Annotated in this window: 14 protein-coding genes and 1 pseudogene; 4 read left to right on the top strand and 11 right to left on the bottom strand. The window is 70.4% G+C overall.

Annotated features, from left to right (window positions below):
• Positions 1-69 precede the first annotated feature (69 nt).
• The 3 genes from prmA to NS331_RS00070 all read left to right on the top strand — a co-directional run bounded on the left by prmA (position 70) and on the right by NS331_RS00070 (position 3,648).
• Positions 70-963, top strand: a complete 894-nt coding sequence (gene prmA / locus NS331_RS00080) for a 50S ribosomal protein L11 methyltransferase (protein ID WP_058639989.1) — start codon at positions 70-72, stop codon at positions 961-963.
• Between the two features lie 94 nt (positions 964-1,057).
• Entirely contained in the window at positions 1,058-2,659 is a 1,602-nt protein-coding gene (locus tag NS331_RS00075; RefSeq protein ID WP_058639988.1) for a DUF3426 domain-containing protein, read from the top strand.
• Positions 2,660-2,745: 86 nt separating this feature from the next.
• Entirely contained in the window at positions 2,746-3,648 is a 903-nt protein-coding gene (locus tag NS331_RS00070) for a carbohydrate kinase family protein (RefSeq protein ID WP_058639987.1), read from the top strand.
• 108 nt (positions 3,649-3,756) lie between these two features.
• Here NS331_RS00070 and NS331_RS00065 read toward each other — a convergent pair whose 3' ends face one another.
• The 8 genes from NS331_RS00065 to NS331_RS00030 form a co-directional block, all read right to left on the bottom strand.
• Positions 3,757-4,320 (bottom strand): histone H1-like repetitive region-containing protein, encoded by a 564-nt coding sequence (locus NS331_RS00065; RefSeq protein ID WP_058639986.1) that lies wholly within the window; start codon positions 4,318-4,320, stop codon positions 3,757-3,759.
• A 194-nt stretch (positions 4,321-4,514) separates the two neighbouring features.
• Complete coding sequence (locus NS331_RS00060) at positions 4,515-5,714, bottom strand: ribonucleotide-diphosphate reductase subunit beta (protein ID WP_058639985.1); 1,200 nt, start codon at positions 5,712-5,714, stop codon at positions 4,515-4,517.
• A gap of 180 nt (positions 5,715-5,894) precedes the next feature.
• Positions 5,895-8,834: a ribonucleoside-diphosphate reductase subunit alpha gene (locus NS331_RS00055; protein ID WP_058639984.1), complete on the bottom strand. Its 2,940-nt coding sequence runs from the start codon at positions 8,832-8,834 to the stop codon at positions 5,895-5,897.
• Positions 8,835-9,191: 357 nt separating this feature from the next.
• Positions 9,192-9,788, bottom strand: coding sequence for a 1,6-anhydro-N-acetylmuramyl-L-alanine amidase AmpD (gene ampD, locus NS331_RS00050; RefSeq protein WP_058640001.1), 597 nt, complete (start codon positions 9,786-9,788; stop codon positions 9,192-9,194).
• A complete protein-coding gene (locus NS331_RS00045) occupies positions 9,772-11,259 on the bottom strand; it encodes a sigma-54-dependent transcriptional regulator (protein ID WP_440589361.1) in 1,488 nt (495 codons plus the stop codon). Before NS331_RS00045 ends, ampD begins: the two co-directional genes overlap by 17 nt.
• Positions 11,260-11,342: 83 nt before the next feature.
• Positions 11,343-13,034: a sensor histidine kinase gene (locus NS331_RS00040; protein WP_058639982.1), complete on the bottom strand. Its 1,692-nt coding sequence runs from the start codon at positions 13,032-13,034 to the stop codon at positions 11,343-11,345.
• The gene (locus NS331_RS00035; RefSeq protein WP_058639981.1) at positions 13,031-13,267 is read right to left on the bottom strand and encodes a PP0621 family protein; all 237 of its coding nucleotides are present in this window, start codon (positions 13,265-13,267) and stop codon (positions 13,031-13,033) included. The genes NS331_RS00040 and NS331_RS00035 overlap by 4 nt, the downstream gene beginning before the upstream one ends.
• 4 nt (positions 13,268-13,271) lie before the next feature.
• Positions 13,272-14,081, bottom strand: a complete 810-nt coding sequence (locus NS331_RS00030) for a cytochrome C assembly family protein (RefSeq protein WP_058639980.1) — start codon at positions 14,079-14,081, stop codon at positions 13,272-13,274.
• 120 nt (positions 14,082-14,201) lie between these two features.
• Between NS331_RS00030 and ffh the strand changes: the two genes are divergently transcribed.
• Positions 14,202-15,596, top strand: a complete 1,395-nt coding sequence (ffh, locus tag NS331_RS00025) for a signal recognition particle protein (RefSeq protein WP_058639979.1) — start codon at positions 14,202-14,204, stop codon at positions 15,594-15,596.
• 191 nt (positions 15,597-15,787) lie between these two features.
• Here ffh and mdoH read toward each other — a convergent pair whose 3' ends face one another.
• The 3 genes and pseudogenes from mdoH to NS331_RS26510 form a co-directional block, all read right to left on the bottom strand.
• Positions 15,788-17,797, bottom strand: a complete 2,010-nt coding sequence (gene mdoH / locus NS331_RS00020; RefSeq protein ID WP_058639978.1) for a glucans biosynthesis glucosyltransferase MdoH — start codon at positions 17,795-17,797, stop codon at positions 15,788-15,790.
• Positions 17,798-18,191: 394 nt separating this feature from the next.
• On the bottom strand, positions 18,192-19,610 hold the full coding sequence (locus tag NS331_RS00010) for a sigma 54-interacting transcriptional regulator (RefSeq protein ID WP_058639976.1): 1,419 nt from the start codon (positions 19,608-19,610) through the stop codon (positions 18,192-18,194).
• 43 nt (positions 19,611-19,653) lie between these two features.
• Positions 19,654-20,115, bottom strand: a pseudogene (locus NS331_RS26510) (hypothetical protein); the annotation flags it as partial.

The following is a 20,115-nucleotide window of genomic DNA, read 5'->3' as shown; positions in this document are numbered from 1 at the left end:
TCCGGTCCGCGGCGTTCTTGTTGGATGGTCCGGCGCGGATGCGCGGGCGGGCCGTGTGAAAGGCGATTCATGTTCGAACTGCGGCTGCTGGCGCCCGAAGACCGGGTCGAAGTGCTGGGCGATGCGCTCGATGCGCTCGATGCCCTGTCCGTCTCGGTGGAAGACGCCGATGCCCACACCGAGGCCGAGCAGGCCCTGTTCGGCGAACCCGGCATGCCGCCGCCGCGCGAAGGCTGGCAGCGCTCGCGCGTGGTGGCCCTCTTCGACACCCGTGCCAAGGCCGACGAGGCGGCCGCCCTGCTGCAGGCGCAGGACTTCTTCGAGGGCTGCAGCCTGGCCGGCATCGCTGAGGTGCCCGAGCAGGACTGGGTGCGCCTCACCCAGTCGCAGTTCGCCCCGGTGGAGATCACCGACAGCTTCTGGATCGTGCCGACCTGGCACGAACCGCCCGCGCAGGCGGTGCAGGTGATCCGCCTCGACCCGGGCCTGGCTTTCGGCACCGGCACCCATCCGACCACCCGCATGTGCCTGCGCTGGATCGCCCGGCAGCCCGCCGCTGTGCTGGGCCGGCGCGTGCTCGACTACGGCTGCGGCTCCGGGATCCTGGCCATCGGCGCCGCCAAGTTCGGCGCGCCGGACATCGACGCGGTGGACATCGACGAGGCCGCGGTCGAATCCACCCGCCTCAATGCCGAGGCCAATGCGGTTCGGCTCAACCCCGGCCTGCCCGAGCTGGCCCGCGGCGAGTACGACACCGTCCTGGCCAACATCCTCGCCACACCGCTGAAGGTGCTGGCGCCGCTGCTGTGCGCCCATGTGCGTGCCGGCGGCCACCTGGTGCTGGCCGGCATCCTGGCACGCCAGGCCGACGAGCTGAAGGCGGCCTACGCGCCCTGGCTCGCGCTGGAGGTGGCCGACACCGAGGACGGCTGGATCCTGATGACGGGCCGCCGCGCGGGATGAGCGCCCGGCCGGCCGCTCCGAAGGGTCCTCCCCCCGCAGGCGAAGCCGGAGGTCGGCCGATGCTCGCCCGTCCGGCCGCCTCGGAGGTGCGTCCGTGAGCCTCGTCACGCGCTGCCCGTCCTGCAGCACCGCCTTCAAGGTGGTGCGCGACCAGTTGCGCCTGTCCGAAGGATGGGTGCGCTGCGGCCGGTGCGGTGAGGTGTTCGATGCCCAGGCCGACCTGCGGGAGCAGATGCCCGACGGGCGCTGGAAGACGCTGGCCGGCCCCGGCGGTCCGGCGCCCGGCGCGGTGCAGATGGTGCCTCCGTCTCCGTCCCCATTGCCGGCGATGCTGCCCGACGCCGCCGCCCTGTCTTTGCCCGGACAGGAGACGCCGGCGCCGCCGATCGCCCAGGAAGGAACGGCCGCGCACGATGGATGGGAGCCGACGCACGCCCAGGATGCGACGCCACCGGACGGGGAGGACGAGGTCGCAGGCGGCGCGCAGGAGACGCATCCGGCGGCGGCCCCGCCCGCCTGGCCTTCGGTCGAATGGCTTGACCTGCCTGCGTCCGGCGCCACCCCGGGCCGGCCGTCGTCCGCCGCATCCTCCGCGCCGACGCTGGACGTCACGCCCGCTGCGGAAGATGCGCCACCGCCCCTGGGCCCCAGCGCGGCGGCCCCGGCACCCGCGCCGACGAGCCCGCCATCGCGCGTGCTGCCCGCCCCCGCCGAAGCCCAGATCAGCCGCGTGCTGCGCCGCGGCCGGCCTTCCGCTGCCGGCGAATCCACCACGCTCGCCAGCTTCCTGCGGCCCGGCCGTGGTGCCTCGGCGCAGGCCGTGTCGCCGGCCAGGGCGCAGCGCCCCGAGCCGGTGGAGCCCGGCTGGTCGGCCGACGATGCGCCCCCGTCCCTCGGCGCCCATCTGCACACCGACGCGGCAGAGCCATCCGGCGCGCGGGACGTGGCCGATGCGCACGTTCCGGCGCGCACCGAGGGTCCGGCGACCATGGCGGCGCAGGCCCCCGCGGATGCGCCGGAGCCACCGCAAACACACGTGGACGAGCCAGCGCCTGAGCGCGCCGACGCGCACGAACCCATTCCCCCCATGGCCTCGCCGCTGCGCGTGCCCGATGCCGAGGCGCTCCCCACCGCCGACGCGGCGGCGCCCGCGCTTCCCCGGCCCAGCTTCCTCGACACCCCGGACGCCGCCACAGCGCCGCGCGCGCAGTCGTCGCGCACCGCCCGCGTCCTCTGGGCTGCAGCCGCCCTGCTGCTCGGTGCGCTGCTGGCCGCGCAGGCCATGCGCCACGAACGCAACCACTGGGCGGCCGAGCGCCCGGCGCTGCGCCCGGTGCTGGAGGCGCTGTGCCGCGCCACCGCCTGCACCCTCGAGGCGCCGCGCCGCATCGACGACATCCGCGTCGACGGCTCCACCCTGATGCGCGACGGCGCCGACGGCCGGTATCGCCTGGTCTTCACGCTGCGCAACGCCTCGGCCCAGGCCGTGGCCATGCCGGCCATCGAGCTGTCCCTGCTCGACGGCTCCGAGCGGCCCGTGGTGCGCCGCGTGATCCTGCCGGCACAGATGGGCCGCAGCGCCACGCTCGCGGGCCGCACCGAGGCCGAACTCGCGCTGGCCCTGCAGCTCAGCCCCGCACCCGGCCGCGCCCTGCCCGCCGTGGTCGGCCATAGCGTGCTGGCCTTCTATCCCTGACCGGACGCGCGCCCACGCCGCCGCCCCGTGCCGCTTTCCGTCTTCCTTTCCTATTCCTCCAACCTTCCAGCAGGATTGACCCCGCCATGGCTTCCGTGATCTGCGGCTCGCTCGCATTCGACACCATCATGACCTTCGAGGGCCGCTTCGCCGAGCAGATCCTGCCCGACCAGCTGCACATCCTGAACGTGTCCTTCCTGGTGCCGGCCCTGCGCCGCGACTTCGGCGGCTGCGCCGGCAACATCGCCTACAGCCTCAACGCGCTGGGCGGCCGCGCCCTGCCGATGGCGGCGGTGGGCAGCGATGGCGCCGACTACGTGCAGCGCCTCAAGGAGCTGGGCGTGGGCACCGAGTTCATCCTGCAGATCGACGACAGCTATACCGCGCAGGCCATGATCATGACCGACCGCGACAACAACCAGATCACCGCCTTCCACCCCGGCGCGATGCAGCAGGCGCACCGCAACCGCATCGCGCCGCGCGAGGACATCCGCCTCGGCATCATCGCGCCCGACGGCCGCGAGGCCATGGTGCAGCACGCGGCCCAGTTCAAGGCCGCCGGCATTCCCTTCGTCTTCGACCCGGGCCAGGGCCTGCCCATGTTCGACGGCAAGGAGCTCGCGCACTTCATCGAGCAGGCCGACTGGGTCGTCGTCAACGACTACGAGGGCCGCATGCTCAGCGAGCGCACCGGCTGGAGCGCGGCCGAGATCTCGCGCCGCGTGCGCGGCATGGTGGTCACGCTGGGCGCCGAAGGCTGCGACGTGTGGGTCGGCGGCGAGGCCACACGCGTGGCGCCGGTCGCGCCCGAGGCGGTGGTCGATCCCACGGGCTGCGGCGATGCTTGGCGCGGCGGCCTGCTGTATGGCCTGGAGCAGGGCTGGGACCTCGTGCGCTGCGCCGAGCTCGGCAACCGCCTGGGCGCACTCAAGATCGCGCAGCGCGGGCCGCAAAACTACCAGGTGGACCGCGCTGCGCTCGGCCTTTGAGCCACGTGCACCGCGCTTGAGGCGCGCGCTGCGCCCATGAAAAAACCCGGCGCCTTGCGGTCGCCGGGTTCGAGATCGAAGGCCGCTCACGCGGCGCTTCGTTCAGCCTCAGGGCTTGCTGGCCGTCGGGAAGGGCCAGGCGGCCTGCGGGCTCAGCGTGGTCTGGGCTGCGGGTGCAGCGGCAGGCGCAGCGGCCGCAGGGGCAGGGGCCTTGGCAGGGGCAGGCTTCTTGGCCGATGCCTTCTTGGCCGCCGCCTTCTTGGCGGGGGCCTTGGGGGCAGCGGTCTTGGCAGCCGTCGTCTTCTTGGCCGCAACCTTCTTGGCCGGTGCCGCCTTCTTGGCGGCGACCTTCTTCGCGGGCGCTGCCTTCTTGGCCGCGACCTTCTTGGCCGGTGCGGCGGCCTTCTTGGCGGGCGCAGCCTTCTTCGCCGCGACCTTCTTGGCCGGTGCAGCCTTCTTGGCCGCAACCTTCTTCGCCGGCGCCGCCTTCTTGGCGGGGGCTGCCTTCTTCGCGGCGACCTTCTTGGCGGGCGCTGCCTTCTTGGCCGCGACCTTCTTCGCCGGCGCGGCGGCCTTCTTGGCCGGAGCCGCCTTCTTCGCCGCGACCTTCTTGGCCGGAGCGGCCTTCTTTGCAGCGACCTTCTTGGCCGGCGCCTTCTTTGCAGTTGCCATTTCTTTCTCCTTGATCAAGTTGGAAATCAACCTTCGAATTGCACGGGCCGCCCGTGTGCCTGCGGCCCGCGATCCGTGGCATCGGGGCACACCCCGCCACCACGAATGGGAAAGCCCCGGACGCCGCACTCTGGGGTGCGTCTGGCGTTCGGGGCGGGTCTCAGATCCATTCGTCCTTCAGGAAAGAGGATTGCTCAGTCCCATGAGAGCGCACCACCCGACTGGTATTCGATCACGCGGGTTTCAAAGAAATTGCGCTCTTTCTTCAGGTCGATCATTTCGCTCATCCAGGGGAACGGGTTTTCTTCGTTCGGGAAGAGCGCTTCCAGGCCGATCTGCGTGGCACGCCGGTTGGCGATGTAGCGCAGGTAGCCCTTGAACATGGAGGCATTCATGCCGAGCACGCCGCGCGGCATGGTGTCTTCGGCATAGCGGTATTCGAGCTCGACGGCCTTCTGGAACAGGGCCTTGATCTCGGCCTTGAACTCGGGCGTCCACAGGTGCGGGTTCTCGAGCTTGAGCTGGTTGATCAGGTCGATGCCGAAGTTGCAGTGCATCGACTCGTCGCGCAGGATGTACTGGTACTGCTCGGCGGCACCGGTCATCTTGTTCTGGCGGCCGAGCGCGAGGATCTGCGTGAAGCCGACGTAGAAGAACAGGCCTTCCATCAGGCAGGCGAAGACGATCAGCGACTTGAGCAGCGTCTGGTCGGTCTCGGGCGTGCCGGTCTTGAAGTCGGGGTCCATGATCGCGTCGATGAACGGGATCAGGAACTCGTCCTTGTCGCGGATCGACTGGACTTCGTTGTAGGCGTTGAAGATCTCGGACTCGTCCAGGCCCAGCGACTCGACGATGTACTGGTAGGCGTGGGTGTGGATCGCTTCCTCGAAGGCCTGGCGCAGCAGGAACTGGCGGCATTCGGGCGCGGTGATGTGCCGGTAGGTGCCCAGCACGATGTTGTTGGCGGCCAGCGAATCGGCGGTGACGAAGAAGCCGAGGTTGCGCTTGACGATGCGGCGCTCGTCCTCGGTCAGGCCGTTCGGGTCCTTCCAGAGGGCGATGTCGCGGTTCATGTTGACCTCCTGCGGCATCCAGTGGTTGGCGCAGGTGGCGAGGTACTTTTCCCAGGCCCACTTGTACTTGAAGGGCACCAGCTGGTTGACGTCGGTCTGGCCGTTGATGATGCGCTTGTCGGCGGCATTCACGCGGCGCGCTGCAGCGGTGGCCGTCGCGGCAGGCTGCGCAGGCGCGGCGAAGCTGTGCGTGGCCAGCGCGGGCTGTGCAAAGGAAGCGGAAGAAGATGGGGAAGCCATCGGCCGGCCAGCGGCGATGTCCGATGCATTCGACAGCGTGCCCGAATTGGCGGGCTTGACTTCGTCGTCCCAGGTCAACATAGAAAAATCCAATGCTCAATTATCAGAGCAACGACATGCGCTTGAAAAGTTCTTCGGCTGTGTCGTTGCTGAATTCTGTTGTGCCTGGGCATCGGGTCTGTCGTCCGATGCCCCGACATGAAGGCATGCGTTCCTGCTTCGTGCAGGAACGCATGCATCGACGCGCGTCGCGCGCCGCGATCACTGGCAGGCTTCGCAGCCCGGATCGTCGATGGCGCAGAACTTGATGTCGGTGGCGGGCACCGCATTCATCTGCGCCTGTGCGGCAGCGGCTGCGGCTTCGAGCGCGCTCGGTGCGCTGGCGACGGCGGCGGGCTGCATCGCCATCGACGAGCCGCCGCCGGAGGACACGGCGTTGAGGCGGCTCGATTGCACGGTCGACTTCTCGGCGTGCGTGGCGCTGATGGTGCGCAGGTAGTAGGTGGTCTTGAGGCCGCGGGTCCAGGCCAGCGTGTAGGTGTCGTGCAGCTTCTTGCCCGAGGCGCCGGCCATGTAGATGTTCAGGCTCTGCGCCTGGTCGATCCACTTCTGGCGGCGGGCGGCGGCTTCGACCAGCCACTGCGGCTCGACCTCGAAGGCCGTGGCGTACAGCGCCTTCACGTCCTGCGGCACGCGGTCGATGGGACGCAGCGAGCCGTCGAAGTGCTTGAGGTCCATCACCATCACGTCGTCCCACAGGCCCAGGCGCTTGAGGTCGCGCACCAGGTAGTGGTTGATGACGGTGAATTCGCCCGACAGGTTGGACTTGACCGACAGGTTGCCGAAGCAGGGCTCGATCGACGCATCGACGCCGATGATGTTGGAGATGGTCGCCGTCGGCGCGATGGCCACGCAGTTGGAGTTGCGCATGCCGTCCCTCGCGATCTTGGCGCGCAGCGCGTCCCAGTCGAGGGTGCGCGAGCGGTCCACCTCCACATAGCCGCCGCGGGCCTTTTCCAGCAGGTCGAGCGAGTCGATCGGCAGGATGCCCTTGTCCCACAGCGAGCCCTTGAAGCTGTTGTAGCGGCCACGCTCGGCGGCCAGCTCGGTGGAGGCCCAGTAGGCGTAGTAGCAGATGGCTTCCATCGACTTGTCGGCGAAGTCGACGGCCTGCTCGCTGGCGTAGGGGATGCGCAGCTCGTACAGCGCGTCCTGGAAGCCCATCAGGCCCAGGCCCACCGGGCGGTGGCGCATGTTCGAGTCGCGGGCCTTCTTGACGGCGTAGTAATTGATGTCGATCACGTTGTCCAGCATGCGCATGGCGACCGCGATGGTCTTCTTGAGCTTCTCGTGGTCGACGCCGCCGTCCTTCAGGTGCTGCAGCAGGTTGACCGAGCCCAGATTGCAGACGGCGGTCTCGGTGTCGCTGGTGTTGAGCGTGATCTCGGTGCAGAGGTTGGACGAGTGCACGACGCCGGCATGCTGCTGGGGCGAGCGCACGTTGCAGGCGTCCTTGAAGGTGATCCAGGGATGGCCGGTCTCGAATAGCATCGAGAGCATCTTGCGCCACAGGTCGGTGGCGGGCACCGTCTTGGCGGGCTTGATCTCGCCGCGGGCGGCCTTCTCTTCGTAGGCGACGTAGGCCTTCTCGAAGTCGGCGCCGAACAGGTCGTGCAGGTCGGGCACGGAAGAGGGCGAGAACAGCGTCCAGCTGCCCTTTTCCATCACGCGGCGCATGAACAGGTCGGGGATCCAGTTGGCCGTGTTCATGTCGTGGGTGCGGCGGCGGTCGTCACCCGTGTTCTTGCGCAGCTCCAGGAACTCCTCGATGTCCAGGTGCCACGTTTCGAGATACGTGCAGACGGCACCCTTGCGCTTGCCGCCCTGGTTGACGGCCACGGCCGTGTCGTTGACCACCTTGAGGAAGGGCACGACGCCCTGCGATTCGCCGTTGGTGCCCTTGATGTGCGAGCCCAGGGCGCGCACGCGGGTCCAGTCGTTGCCCAGGCCGCCGGCGAACTTGGACAGCAGCGCGTTTTCCTTGATCGACTCGTAGATGCCGTCCAGGTCGTCGGGCACCGTGGTCAGGTAGCAGGAGGACAGCTGCGAGCGCAGCGTGCCGCTGTTGAACAGCGTGGGCGTGGACGACATGAAGTCGAAGCTCGACAGCACTTCGTAGAACTCGATGGCGCGCGCTTCGCGGTCGATCTCATTGAGCGCCAGGCCCATGGCCACGCGCATGAAGAAGGCCTGCGGCAGCTCGATGCGGCTCTTGCGCACGTGCAGGAAGTAGCGGTCGTACAGGGTCTGCAGGCCCAGGTAGTCGAACTTCAGGTCGCGGTCGGCCTTGAGGGCAGCGCCCAGGCGGGCCAGGTCGTACTGCAGCAGCTTCTCGTCGAGCAGCTCGTTCTCCACGCCCTTCTTGATGAACTGTGGGAAGTAGTCGGCATAGGCGGCGCCCATATCGGCCTGGGTGGTCTCGCGGCCCAGCACCTCCTTGACGATGGTGTGCAGCAGAAGGCGCGCGGTGGCGTAGGTGTAGTCGGGGTCCTTCTCGATCAGCGTGCGGGCGGCCAGGATCGACGCCTTGTACACCTCGTCCAGCGGCACGCCGTCGTACAGGTTGCGCATGGTCTCGGCCACGATGGGCTCGGCCTTCACGCCCTCGCCCAGGCCGGTGCAGGCCGACTGCAGCAGCGACTGCAGGGCGCCCATGTCCAGCGGCACGCGCGCGCCGCCGTCCAGCACGTGCAGCTGGGGGGCGGCGACGGCGGCGGTCTGCTCGACGTGCTTGGAGCGTTCCTGCGCGCGGCGCTCGCGGTAGAGCACGTAGGCGCGGGCGACTTCCTGGTAGCCGCCGCGCATCAGGCCCAGCTCGACCTGGTCCTGCACGTCCTCGATGTGGAAGGTGCCGCCGCCCGGACGCGAGCGCACCAGCGCGCGCACCACGGCCTGGGTCAGGCCGTCGACCGTCTCGCGCACGCTGGCCGAGGCCGCGCCCTGGGTTCCATGCACCGCCAGGAAGGCCTTCATCATCGCCACGCTGATCTTCTCGGGTGCGAAGGGCACCACGGCGCCGTTGCGGCGGATGATCTGGTAGTGGGCGAGGGCCGGGGCCGTGGTGCCCGCCACGTCGCGGCCGGCGGGGGCCGAGGGCGGGTTGAGGGTGGCGGAGGCAGGGGAGTTCAAGGCAGCTTGCATGCGTTTCCTCTTGTATTTGGGGTGTCGGATGTCGGGTGGGCGGCTGGCCGCAGGGGCCTGGAAGGCCGGGCGCAGCGCCGATGGAAGGGCACTATATCTGGTGTTTTGGAGGGTGCCAATGCGCTACCTGTAGTGTTTGGTCGCGTCGCCGGGACACCCTTGACCGACACGCGAATTCCCGGTCTGCCGCGCGAGCCCAGTGGCAGTGGGTGTTGCCGCGGCGAACGCAGTGCGGATGCGCTCTGGCAGCCGGTTTGCTGCCGAAAACCGCATGGACAGTGGCTTCGGCCGGCACCGCGTCGCGCGGGCCCCGGCGGGCGGCGGTGGCATCGCGGCGCCGGCAGCGATTGAAAAATTTCAGCGCGACGGCGGCAGGGCGATGCGGCGCCCCTGCAACAGCCGGCCGAGCCGGCGCCAGTCGAAGCCGGGGCCGGGGTCCTGCTTGCGGCCGGGTGCGATGTGTTCGTGGCCGGCGACGTGGGCGATCGGGTAGCGGTCGGCGAGGGCCGCGGCCAGAACGGCCAGTACGTCGTACTGGGCGTCTTCGAAGCGGTCGCCTTCCAGGCCCTCCAGCTCGACGCCCACCGAGTCGTCGTTGCAGTTGGCGCGGCCACGCCACTGCGAGGCCCCGGCATGCCAGGCCCGGTCGTCCGCGCTCACGAACTGCCAGAGCGCGCCGTCGCGGCGGATGTAGAAATGGGCCGAGACTTCCAGGCCGCGGATCTGCCCGAAGTAGGGGTGCGCATCCCAGTCGAGCCGGTTGGTGAAGAGGCGCTGCACCTCGTCGCCGCCATAGCGGCCGGGCGGCAGGCTGATGGAATGCACCACCAGCAGGTCGATGCAGGCGCCGGGCGGGCGCGGGCCGAAGTTGGGCGAATCGAGCCGCCGCGCGGTGCGCAGCCAGCCGCCGTCCCAGGCGGCGTCGCCGGCCGGCCGCTCATTCGTCATCGCCATGGGGCACGGCGATGCCCAGCCGCGCGATGCGGTAGCGGATCTGGCGCAGGCTCAGGCCCAGCCGCGCCGCCGCGGCCGTGCGGTTGAAGCCGGCCTCGTGCAGGGCGCGCTCGACGATCGCCCGCTCCTGGTCGTCCAGGTAGCGCTGCAGGTCGGCGGGCACGGGCGGCTCGCCGACACCGGGCATGTGGGGCGGGAAGGCCGGCGGACCGGGCAGCGGCGCCTGGCCAGGCGCCGCGTCGGCCGCGGCGAACAGCGGCAGCGGCAGTTCGTGCGAGCGGCCGTCGCCGGCGCTGCCGTCCATGTCGAGCTGCAGCACGTCGCCCTCGCTCAGCGCCACGGCGCGGTGCAGCAGGTTCTCCAGTTCGCGCACGTTGCCGCGCAGCGGATGCGACTCCAGCTTGAGCAGCACCTGCATGGACATCGCCGGCACCGGCTGGCCGCTGTCCTCGGCGATGCGGGCGAGCAGCGCCTCGCACAGGGCCGACAGGTCCTCGCGCCGGTCGCGCAGGGCCGGCAGCCGGATCTCGATCACGTTGAGGCGGTAGAACAGGTCCTGCCGGAAGCGGCCGGCCTGCACCTCGGCCTGCAGGTCCTTGTGCGTGGCGCTGACGATGCGCACGTCCACCACTTCCTCCTGCGCGGTGCCCAGCGGCCGCACGCGGCGCTCCTGGATGGCGCGCAGCAGCTTGGACTGCATGGTCAGCGGCAGGTCGCCGATCTCGTCGAGGAAGAGCGTGCCGCCCTGCGCGGCCTGGAAGTAGCCCTCGCGGTCCTGCAGCGCACCGGTGTAGGAGCCCTTGCGCGCGCCGAAGAACTCGGCCTCGAGCAGGGTCTCGGGAATGGCGCCGCAGTTGACGGCCACGAAGGGCCCGCCCGCCCGCTGGCTGCAGGCATGCAGGGCGCGCGCGACCAGCTCCTTGCCGGTGCCCGATTCGCCATGCACCAGCACCGGCGCCATGCCGCGCGCCACGCGCACGATGCGGGCCTTGACGGCGCGCATGGCGTCCGACTCGCCCACCAGCCGGGCCAGCGCGGCGCGGGCGGCATCGGGCGTGTCCGCCGGCATGGCGACGCCCACGGCGGGCGGAGCGGACGGCGGCGTGACGGCCGGGGCGGGTGCGGGTGCCGGCGCGGAAGGCGGCCGGTTGCCGGCGGTGCCGGCCCGCTCCTGCACGGCGGAGGCGACCACGCTGCGGAACTGCTTGAGGTCCACCGGCTTGGTCAGGTAGTCGAAGGCGCCGGCCTTCAGCGCCTCGACCGCGTTCTCGGCCGAGCCGTAGGCGGTCATCACCACGCAGCGTTCGCTGCGCTGCTGCTGGGCGATGCGCTGCAGCAGCTCCAGGCCCAGCCCGTCGGGCAGGCGCATGTCGGTGATGACGGCGTCGAAGCGGCGCGACTGCAGGTGCTGCCAGGCTTCGGCCACGCTGCTGGCCGCCTCGACCTGGTAGCCCTCGCGCAGCAGGGTCATCTCGTAGAGGGTGCGCAGGTCGGGCTCGTCGTCCACGACCAGGATCTGCGCCGACGGCGTTGCGGGGGAGCTGCTCACGCGGGCTATTGTGGCAAAGCCGCCTCGCCGGCCGTGGCGAAGCCGAGCACGAAGGCATTGCCGGCGGGCGCGCCGGGCTCGGGCCGCAGGCGCTCGTAGCGGATGGTGGCGCCGTGGCGCTCGCACAGCTCGCGGCAGATGAACAGGCCCAGGCCGCTCGACCGGCTTTCCGATGAAAAGAAGGGCTCGAACAAGTGGCGCTCGACGCCAGGCTCCAGCGGCGGCCCGTCGCTCCAGACCACCAGCGTGGGCCGGCCGTCGCCGGCGGCGAAGGTGTGCACCTGGATCGCCGCCGCGTCGGGCCCGGCGTAGCGGGCCGCGTTGTCCAGCAGGTTGACCAGGATGCGGCGCAGGTGCTCCTCGTTGAAGCGCACCGCCGGCAGCCGCTCGACCAGCCGCAGCACCGGCCGGGTCCGGCCGCTCTGGCGGCTCCATTCGTCGACCATGGCATAGGCGCCGGCCGCCAGGGGCAGGGCCGTGCCGCGGCCGGGGTCGCCGCCCTGCTGGCGGGCCCGGGCCACGTCCAGCACCTCGTCCACGATGCGGCCGAGGCGGCGCGCGTTCTGCTGCACCATGGCGTTGAGCTGCTTCTGCGAAGGCTCGGCCAGGTCCTCGTCGAGCAGGGCGCTGGCCTGGGTGATGGCGGCCAGCGGATTGCGGATCTCGTGCGCCACCGCGGCCGACATGCGGCCCATGGCGGCCATTTTCTCGGTGCGGATGCGGGCCTCGAGCGCACGCAGGTCCTGCAGGAACATGACGCAGAAGCCGCGGTCGAGCGCGCCTTCGACGGCGGTGAGCCGGGTGCGCAGCCGCAGCTCGCGCGGCGCGGTGTGCGGCTGGGCCACGGGCAGGTCGGCGCTCTGGTCGGCGCGTTCGTCGAAGGTGCGCCGCGCCAGTTCCGCCAGCGGCTGCCAGGCCGGGTTCGCGGCCAGCGCGCGCGGCAGCGCGGCGCCGTCCAGGCCGCCGCCGAGCATGGCATCGGCCGCCGGGTTGGCGGTGTGCACCCGGCCGCCTTCGTCCACCACCAGCACGCCTTCGGCCAGCGCTTCGATCACCAGCACGTTGATGCGCGCCTGCACCTCGGCCGAATCCTGGCTGTGGCTGGCCCGGGCTTCCTCGCGGGTCAGGCGCTGGGCCAGCTGGTTGGCGAGGAAGGCCAGCACGTACAGGCCGATGCCGGTCAGCGCCGCCTGCAGCAGCCGCCCCGGCGCGTCGGGCGCGGCGGTGAACTGGAAGCGCAGGGCCTCGGCCAGCAGCAGCAGCGTGGCCGCCGAGGTGGTGGCCAGGCCCACCAGCAGGCCACCGGCGACGGCGGCCATCAGGATGGGCAGCGCGAACAGCGGCGTGTAGTTGACGGCGCCCGCCTGCAGGCCCTGCAGCAGGGCGAACACCGCCAGGTCCAGCCCGATGCAGCGCAGCCAGCTCAGGCCCAGCCGGCGCAGCGGCAGGCGGCTGGGCGTGCGCAGGCGCTCGACGAAGGCGAAGGCGGCGTACAGCGTCGTCAGGGCCAGCGTGGGCAGGTGCGGCGGCTGGCCGAGCGCGACCGCGATGCCCTGCAGCACCAGCAGCAGGACGCCCACCGCGGGCCGCGCCGTCATGAAGCCGCGCCACACGCGCAGCAGGGCCTGGCTGCGCTCGGCCCGCGGCTCCAGCGCGGCCCAGTCCGAATGGGCGGGCCGGGCCCGCTGGCCGCTCATCGGCGTGCGGCCTGGCGGTGCCGTTCGCTGCAGAAGGGGCCGCCCGGACCGTCGATGGCCTCGGTCGCAGGCAGGTGCATGCCGCAGTGACTGCAGCGCACCATGGGCTGCGGGCCCTTGACCGCCGGCCGCGGCTGCGGCCGTGGGCGGGCCTCGTCCAGTTCGTCCTGGCGGTTGCGCCGCCAGATCCAGATGGCCACGGCCACCACGGCGATCACGAGCAGGTACTTCATGCGTTCAGGCCGGCGCGCGGTGCAGCACCACCTCGAGCACGAAGCGCGAGCCCACGTAGGCCAGCAGCAGCAGCACGGCGCCGGCATAGAGCACCCGTTTGGCGGTGCGCCCGCGCCAGCCGAAGCGGTGGCGCCCGGCCAGGAGGATGGCGAAGCTCAGCCAGGCCAGCAGCGAGAACACCGTCTTGTGGTCCCATTTCCAGGCGCGCACCTGCGGGCCGTAGAGCGTCTCGCTGAACAGCAGGCCGGCCAGCAGCGTGGCCGACAGCAGCACGAAGCCGGCGGTGACGAAGCGGAAGGTCAGGCGCTCCAGCGTCAGCAGCGGCAGGCCGGCATGGGGATCGGCCGCCTGGCGGATGCGGCGCTCGGCACGCGTCATCAGCCAGGCATGCACCACGGCCGCGCCGAACAGGCCGTAGGAGGCGATGCCCAGCGCCAGGTGCAGCGGCAGCCAGGGCGAGGCCGACATGTGCAGCGGCGTGCCCGGGAAGGCCGCCGCCAGCAGGGCCGCCAGCGCGCCCAGCATGGCGAGCACGCGCCGTACCGTGAGGCCCGGAAACAGCCGGCTCTCCACCGCATAGACGGTCATCACCAGCCAGGCCGTCATCGACAGCGCCGGGGCGAAGCCGAAGTGCGGCGTGCCCGGCAGCAGCCCGGTGGCCAGTGCTGCCGCGTGCAGCAGCCAGGCCACCGCCACCACGGCCTGCGTGGCGCCGCGGTTGAGCCGGTCGGAGAGGAGGGCGGCCACGCCGTATGCCGCAGCCGTGGCGATGCCCAGGGCCACGCTGAGTGGGGAGGGGCTCGCTAGAATCATCCGCTGAGTTTAGCCTTTGGCCTCCTGCCGGCCGGGCCCGCAGACACCCCGCCGTGCCACCCACGGCCCGCGGCCGCCGCAACGGCGCCGATGCCCTCCAGCCCTCATTCCCACACCCCCATGGCCACCGCCCTCACCGACAAGTTCTCCCGCCTCGTCAAGCAGATGAGCGGACAGGCGCGCATCACCGAAACCAACGTGCAGGACATGATGCGCGAGGTGCGCATGGCGCTGCTCGAGGCCGACGTGGCGCTGCCCGTTGTGCGCGACTTCGTCAACCGCGTCAAGGACAAGGCGATGGGCGAGGAGGTGCTGGGCTCCCTCAAGCCCGGCCAGGCGCTGGTGGGCATCGTCAACCGCGAGCTGGCGGCGACGATGGGCGAGGGCGTCTCGGACATCAACCTCAACGCCCAGCCGCCGGCTGTGGTGCTCATGGCCGGCCTGCAGGGCGCCGGCAAGACCACCACCACCGCCAAGCTGGCCAAGCACCTGATCGAGAAGCGCAAGAAGAAGGTGCTGACCGTGTCGGGCGACGTGTATCGCCCGGCGGCCATCGAGCAGCTCAAGACGGTGACGAAGCAGGCGGGCGCGGAATGGTTCCCCAGCACGCCCGACCAGAAGCCGCTGGACATCGCCCGCGCCGCGCTGGACCACGCCAGGCGCCATTACTTCGACGTGCTGCTGGTCGACACCGCCGGCCGCCTGGCCATCGACGAGGTGCTGATGGAGGAAATCAAGACGCTGCACGGCGCCCTGAATCCCGTCGAAACCCTGTTCGTCGTCGACGCCATGCAGGGCCAGGACGCGGTCAACACCGCCAAGGCCTTCAAGGAAGCGCTGCCGCTGACCGGCATCATCCTGACCAAGATGGACGGCGACTCGCGCGGCGGCGCCGCGCTGTCGGTGCGGCAGATCACCGGCGTGCCGATCAAGTTCGCCGGCACCAGCGAGAAGATCGACGGCCTGGAGGTGTTCGACGCCGAGCGCCATGCCGGCCGCATCCTGGGCATGGGCGACATCGTGGCGCTGGTCGAGCAGGTCTCGGCCGGCGTGGACCTGGAGGCGGCCAAGAAGCTCGCCACCAAGGTCAAGAGCGGCCATTTCGACCTGGAGGACTTCCTGGCCCAGCTGCAGCAGATGAAGCAGATGGGCGGCCTGTCCAGCTTCATGGACAAGCTGCCGACGCAACTGGCCGCCAAGGCCAGCGAGGCCGACCTGACGCGCGCCGAGCGCGACATCCGCCGCAAGGAGGGCATCATCCATAGCATGACGCCCACCGAGCGCCGCAAGCCCGAGCTCATCAAGGCCAGCCGCAAGAAACGCATCGCCACCGGTGCCGGCGTGCAGGTGCAGGAGGTCAACCGCCTGCTCAACGAGTTCGAGCAGATGCAGGGCATGATGAAGAAGATGAAGGGCGGCGGCCTCATGAAGATGATGAAGCGCCTGGGTGGCATGAAAGGCATGCCGGGGATGCCTGGCGTGGGCGGCCCCGGCGGGCCCAAGCTGCCCTTCTGAGGCGGACATCGGTCCCATCGGATCCGCCGGGTCCGCCGGTCCGGTTGATCCCAATCCGTTCGGGCTGAGCCTGTCGAAGCCTGGGCGCAAGCCCTCCGACCCATACCCCCTTCGGCAAGCCCCGAACCGATCTCCCAAAAGAAAACGCCCGCGAAATTCGCGGGCGTTTTTGTTTGGACGAGGGGCCTGACTCAGGCTGCCTTCAGCGCCAGCCGGTCGGCATGGGCCCAGGCGCGACGCAGCACGGCGGGCGAGCGCGATTCCTCGGGAATCAGCAGGTAGTGGCGCTCGCGCATCACGCTGCCGACGTCGATGCGGCTGGTCAGCACGGCCATCGGAATGGCCAGCAGCAGCGGCAGGCCGACGGGCATGAGCCACACCAGGGCGCTGGCGTCGATCAGGGCCACGCCGCAGGCGAGCACCACGATCAGGCCGCTCATCGGGGCCAGGCGGTTGAAGGCCTCGCTCCAGGGCACGGCAGCGGCTTCCCGCGGGGGCGACTTCCAGTCCAGCTTGATGCCGGTCAGGGCGACGATCACGAACAGCGAGTGGGCCAGCATGCGCACTGGGGCCTGCACGATGGCCATGACGCTTTCGAGCGCAGCGCTCTTGAACAGGCTGAAGGCGCCGCCGAAGTTCTTCTGCTCGCCGCGCATGAACACGGCGGCCACGCCCAGCAGGCGGGGCAGGAACAGCAGGCACAGCGTCCAGATCCACAGGCCGGCCAGTTCCATCGGCAGCACCGACCAGTTCTCGATCAGGCGCGAACCCGTCAGCCACAGGGCGGTGCCCAGGGTCATGAAGGCCAGCCACAGGGGCGCGGACACATAGGCCATGGTGCCGGTCACGAACATGGCACGGTGCACCGGGTGGATGCCGGGCTCGGCCATCAGGCGGGCGTTCTGCAGGTTGCCCTGGCACCAGCGGCGGTCACGCTGCAGTTCGGCCAGCAGGTCCGGCGGTTGCTGCTCGTAGCTGCCGACCAGGTCGGACACCAGCCACACGTGGTAGCCGGCGCGGCGCATCAGGGCGGCCTCGACGAAGTCGTGGCTCATGATGCCGCCGGACATGCCGCCCGTGCCCTTGATCGGGGCCAGGGCGCAGTGCTCCATGAAGGGCGCGACGCGGATGATGGCGTTGTGGCCCCAGTAGTGCGACTCGCCCAGCTGCCAGAACTGCATGCCCAGGGTGAACAGGCGGCCGGTCACGCGGCTGGCGAACTGCTGGGCGCGAGCGTGCAGGGTCACGTGGCCGATGGCCTGCGTGGCGGTCTGGATGATGCCGGCGGTGGGGTTGGCTTCCATCAGCTTGACCATCGAGGTCAGGCAGTCGCCGCTCATCACCGAATCGGCGTCGAGCACGACCATGTAGCGGTAGTCCTTGCCCCAGCGGCGGCAGAAATCGGCCACGTTGCCGGCCTTGCGGTGCGTGCGGCGGGTGCGCAGGCGGTAGTACACCTCGACCTGCGGCTTGTTCGGGCTGTCGGCGAAGGTCTGGGCCAGGGCGGCGCGCAGTTCTTCCCAGGCGGCGCGTTCGGCCTTGGCAATCTCGGGGTTGTAGCTGTCGGACAGCACGAACACGTCGAACTGCTTCGCGTGGCCGGTGTTGGCCACCGATTCGCAGGTGGCGCGCAGGCCGGCGAACACCGTGGCCACGTCCTCGTTGCAGATCGGCATGATGATGGCGGTGCGGGCCTCCGGGTTCATCGGATGGTCCACGACCTGCTTGGCCGACAGGGCGTACTTGTCGCCGCGCACGGACACGTAGAAGCCCATCAGCGCGGTCACGAAGCCGGTGACGACCCAGCCGGACAGCAGGCCGTACAGGGCGATCTGACCGTACTCGAGCAGGGCGCTGTCGTATTCCGGCTGCACCTGCGCGAAGAGCACAGAGGCCAGCACGGTGCTGAGCAGGGCCAGCATCGTGAAGGTCAGGCGGCGGCGCTTGGCAGCGCGCTCCCAGGGCTGGACGGGGCCGGCGGGCTGGGCGGCCGCGGGGGCGCGGCCGGCGCCCATCTTGAGCAGCAGGGCGGTGCCGATGCTGTTCCAGAAGCCGCGCCAGGGGCGGGGCGTCATGGAGCCGCGGTTGATCGGCGGCGCCGTGACCGCGTTGGGATGGCGTTCCTCGCGCGCGGCAGGGCGGCGCGACTGGAACTGCTCGGGCGTCAGGACCTTCAGGTGCGAGAACTCGTTCGGTTTCATGGCGAGGCCTTACCAGTGCTGGAAATTCGAAATGGGGGTCTCACCGATGGCGGGGAGGCGCTTGAACACGCAGTCCGCCGAGGCGCTGGCGGACAGCGCCGGCGCGTGGGTCTGGCTCCGGAAGGCCCGAACGCGGGACGTCTGCGCGGCCTTGCGGCGCAGTGCATCACGCTGCGGGCGCAGGATGACAGGGGAGGTGGTGGGGTGAGTCATGCAGGCTATAGGGCAATCCCCATGCCAACACAACTTTGTTCTTATGAATCAGTGACTTGAGAGGATTTTCTCGACCGATTCTGCAAAATTTTCAGCCCGACCTGCTGAAAACCCTGATTTTTGTCGCCGCAGCCCGACAACTCCTTGGGTGCGGGGGACGGAATCCAGCTAAATCAAGGACTTAGCCCTGTCGCTCGTCGGCGACAGCGTCCGAGGGGCCAGCGACACCCTCGTTTTTGAAGTGGCCCGGCGTGAGCTCGTGCTTCTGCAGCAGGCGGTAGAACTCGGTGCGGTTGCGGTCGGCCAGGCGGGCGGCGTCGGCGACATTGCCGTCGGTCAGCTTGAGCAGGCCGACCAGGTAGTCGCGCTCGAAGCGCTGCTTGGCCTCGGCATAGGTCAGCACCTCCACCGAGGGCACGCGCAACGCCCGCTGCACCAGCGCCAGCGGAATGAGCGGCGAGCTGGACAGGGCGCACACCTGTTCCACCACGTTGTAGAGCTGGCGGATGTTGCCCGGCCAGGGCGACGTGGTCAGCGCCTTGAGCGCCTCCGGCGCGAAGCCCGACAGCCGCTTGCCGTACTTGCCGGCCAGCCGCTGCAGGAAATGGTTGGCCAGCAGCGGGATGTCCTCGCGCCGCGCCGACAGCGGCGGCAGGGTGAGGGTGACGACGTTCAGGCGGTAGTACAGGTCCTCGCGGAACTGGGCGGCCGCCATGGCCGCCTCCAGGTCGCGGTGGGTGGCCGAGATGATGCGCACGTCCACCGCGATGGCCTGGGTGGCGCCCACCGGACGCACCGCACGCTCCTGCAGCACGCGCAGCAGCTTGACCTGCAGGGCGGGCGGCATGTCGCCGATTTCGTCCAGCATCAGCGTGCCGCCGTCGGCCTGCTGGAACAGGCCCTTGTGGTTGGCATGGGCGTCGGTGAAGGCGCCCTTGACGTGGCCGAACAGCTCGGATTCGAGCAGCGCTTCAGGAATGGCGCCGCAGTTGACCGCCACGAAGGGCTTGCGCGCCCGGTCGCTGGCCTTGTGGATGGCGCGGGCCAGCACTTCCTTGCCGGTGCCGGAGTCGCCGCGCAGCAGCACGCTGGCGTCGGACTTGGCCACCATGCGCGCCTCGGCCAGCACCTCGGCCATGCGGCTGGAGCGGCTGACGATCTCGGCGCGCCAGCTCTCGTCGCCGCCCGCGGCCGGCGTGGCGGCCGGCGCGCCAAGGGCCAGCGCCTGGCCGATCTTGTCGAGCAGCTCGCGCGCGTCGTAGGGCTTGGTGAGGTAGGTGAAGACGCCGCGGGACGTCGCTTCCACCGCGTCGGGAATGGTGCCGTGCGCCGTGAGCAGGATCACCGGCAGCGTGGGATGGCGCTTGCGGATCTCGTCGAACAGCTGCAGCCCGTCGCGCCCGGGCAGGCGCACGTCGCTGAGCACCAGGCGGGGATGTTCGATCTCCAGCTGCGTCAGCGCCGACTCGGCCGAAGTGACGGCCGTGACCTGGTAGCCCGCCGCCGCCAGCCGCAGCGACAGCAGCCGCAGCATGTCGGCATCGTCGTCCACCACCAGGATGCGGGCACCGGGGGCGGCGGCTTTGGAGGTGTCGCTCATGGCTTGGCCTGGGTCGGGTGGAAGGGGGCGCAGGGGCGGGTGTTCAGGGCGACGGCCGGGCTGTGCCGCTGGGCCGGCCGAAGCTGCGCTCGATGGCGCGCAGCGCCTCGATGCGGTCGTTCAGGTGGTCGATGCGGCGCTGCGCTTCCTTGAGCTGGGCCACCTGCCGGTCGCGGTCGTCCTCGACGCGGCGCTGTTCCAGGTAGCGCGCAGCCAGCACGCGCGCCAGCGCCTGCAGCGGCTGGCTGTCGGCCTGCGTGCTGGCGGCGACGCGCTGCATCAGCGCGGTGGCGCGGGCCAGGTCGGCCGGGTTGCGGGTCTGCGCCAGCGCCAGGGCCAGCTGCATCTGCAGCGGCGCGGATTCGCCGGGATCGCCCAGGCGGGCGATTTCGGCGACGGCGTCGCTGGTCTGCAGGCCGCGGACGCGGTCGGCATAGGCCAGCACGCGGGTCAGCGTCTCGGCGCCGGCGGCAGCACCAGCAGCACCGCCGGCGCCGAGACGCTG

The organism is Pseudacidovorax intermedius (genome assembly GCF_001476815.1).
Taxonomy (GTDB): Bacteria; Pseudomonadota; Gammaproteobacteria; order Burkholderiales; family Burkholderiaceae_C; genus Xenophilus; species Xenophilus intermedius_A.
Note: the sequence above shows the minus strand (reverse complement) of the source record. Positions and strands in the feature narration are given on the sequence as shown.

Bases quoted from the DNA above. Each gene is read 5' to 3' on its own strand.
- NS331_RS00045 (WP_440589361.1), bottom strand. From the start codon at position 11,259: ATGACCCTGCTGCGCGAGGGCTACCAGGTCGAGGCGGCCAGCAGCGTG.
- NS331_RS00070 (WP_058639987.1), top strand. From the start codon at position 2,746: ATGGCTTCCGTGATCTGCGGCTCGCTCGCATTCGACACCATCATGACC.
- NS331_RS00035 (WP_058639981.1), bottom strand. From the start codon at position 13,267: ATGAAGTACCTGCTCGTGATCGCCGTGGTGGCCGTGGCCATCTGGATC.
- NS331_RS00055 (WP_058639984.1), bottom strand. From the start codon at position 8,834: ATGCAAGCTGCCTTGAACTCCCCTGCCTCCGCCACCCTCAACCCGCCC.
- ampD (WP_058640001.1), bottom strand. From the start codon at position 9,788: ATGGCGATGACGAATGAGCGGCCGGCCGGCGACGCCGCCTGGGACGGC.
- NS331_RS00040 (WP_058639982.1), bottom strand. From the start codon at position 13,034: ATGAGCGGCCAGCGGGCCCGGCCCGCCCATTCGGACTGGGCCGCGCTG.
- NS331_RS00010 (WP_058639976.1), bottom strand. From the start codon at position 19,610: ATGAGCGACACCTCCAAAGCCGCCGCCCCCGGTGCCCGCATCCTGGTG.
- ffh (WP_058639979.1), top strand. From the start codon at position 14,202: ATGGCCACCGCCCTCACCGACAAGTTCTCCCGCCTCGTCAAGCAGATG.
- prmA (WP_058639989.1), top strand. From the start codon at position 70: ATGTTCGAACTGCGGCTGCTGGCGCCCGAAGACCGGGTCGAAGTGCTG.
- NS331_RS00065 (WP_058639986.1), bottom strand. From the start codon at position 4,320: ATGGCAACTGCAAAGAAGGCGCCGGCCAAGAAGGTCGCTGCAAAGAAG.
- NS331_RS00030 (WP_058639980.1), bottom strand. From the start codon at position 14,081: ATGATTCTAGCGAGCCCCTCCCCACTCAGCGTGGCCCTGGGCATCGCC.
- mdoH (WP_058639978.1), bottom strand. From the start codon at position 17,797: ATGAAACCGAACGAGTTCTCGCACCTGAAGGTCCTGACGCCCGAGCAG.
- NS331_RS00060 (WP_058639985.1), bottom strand. From the start codon at position 5,714: ATGTTGACCTGGGACGACGAAGTCAAGCCCGCCAATTCGGGCACGCTG.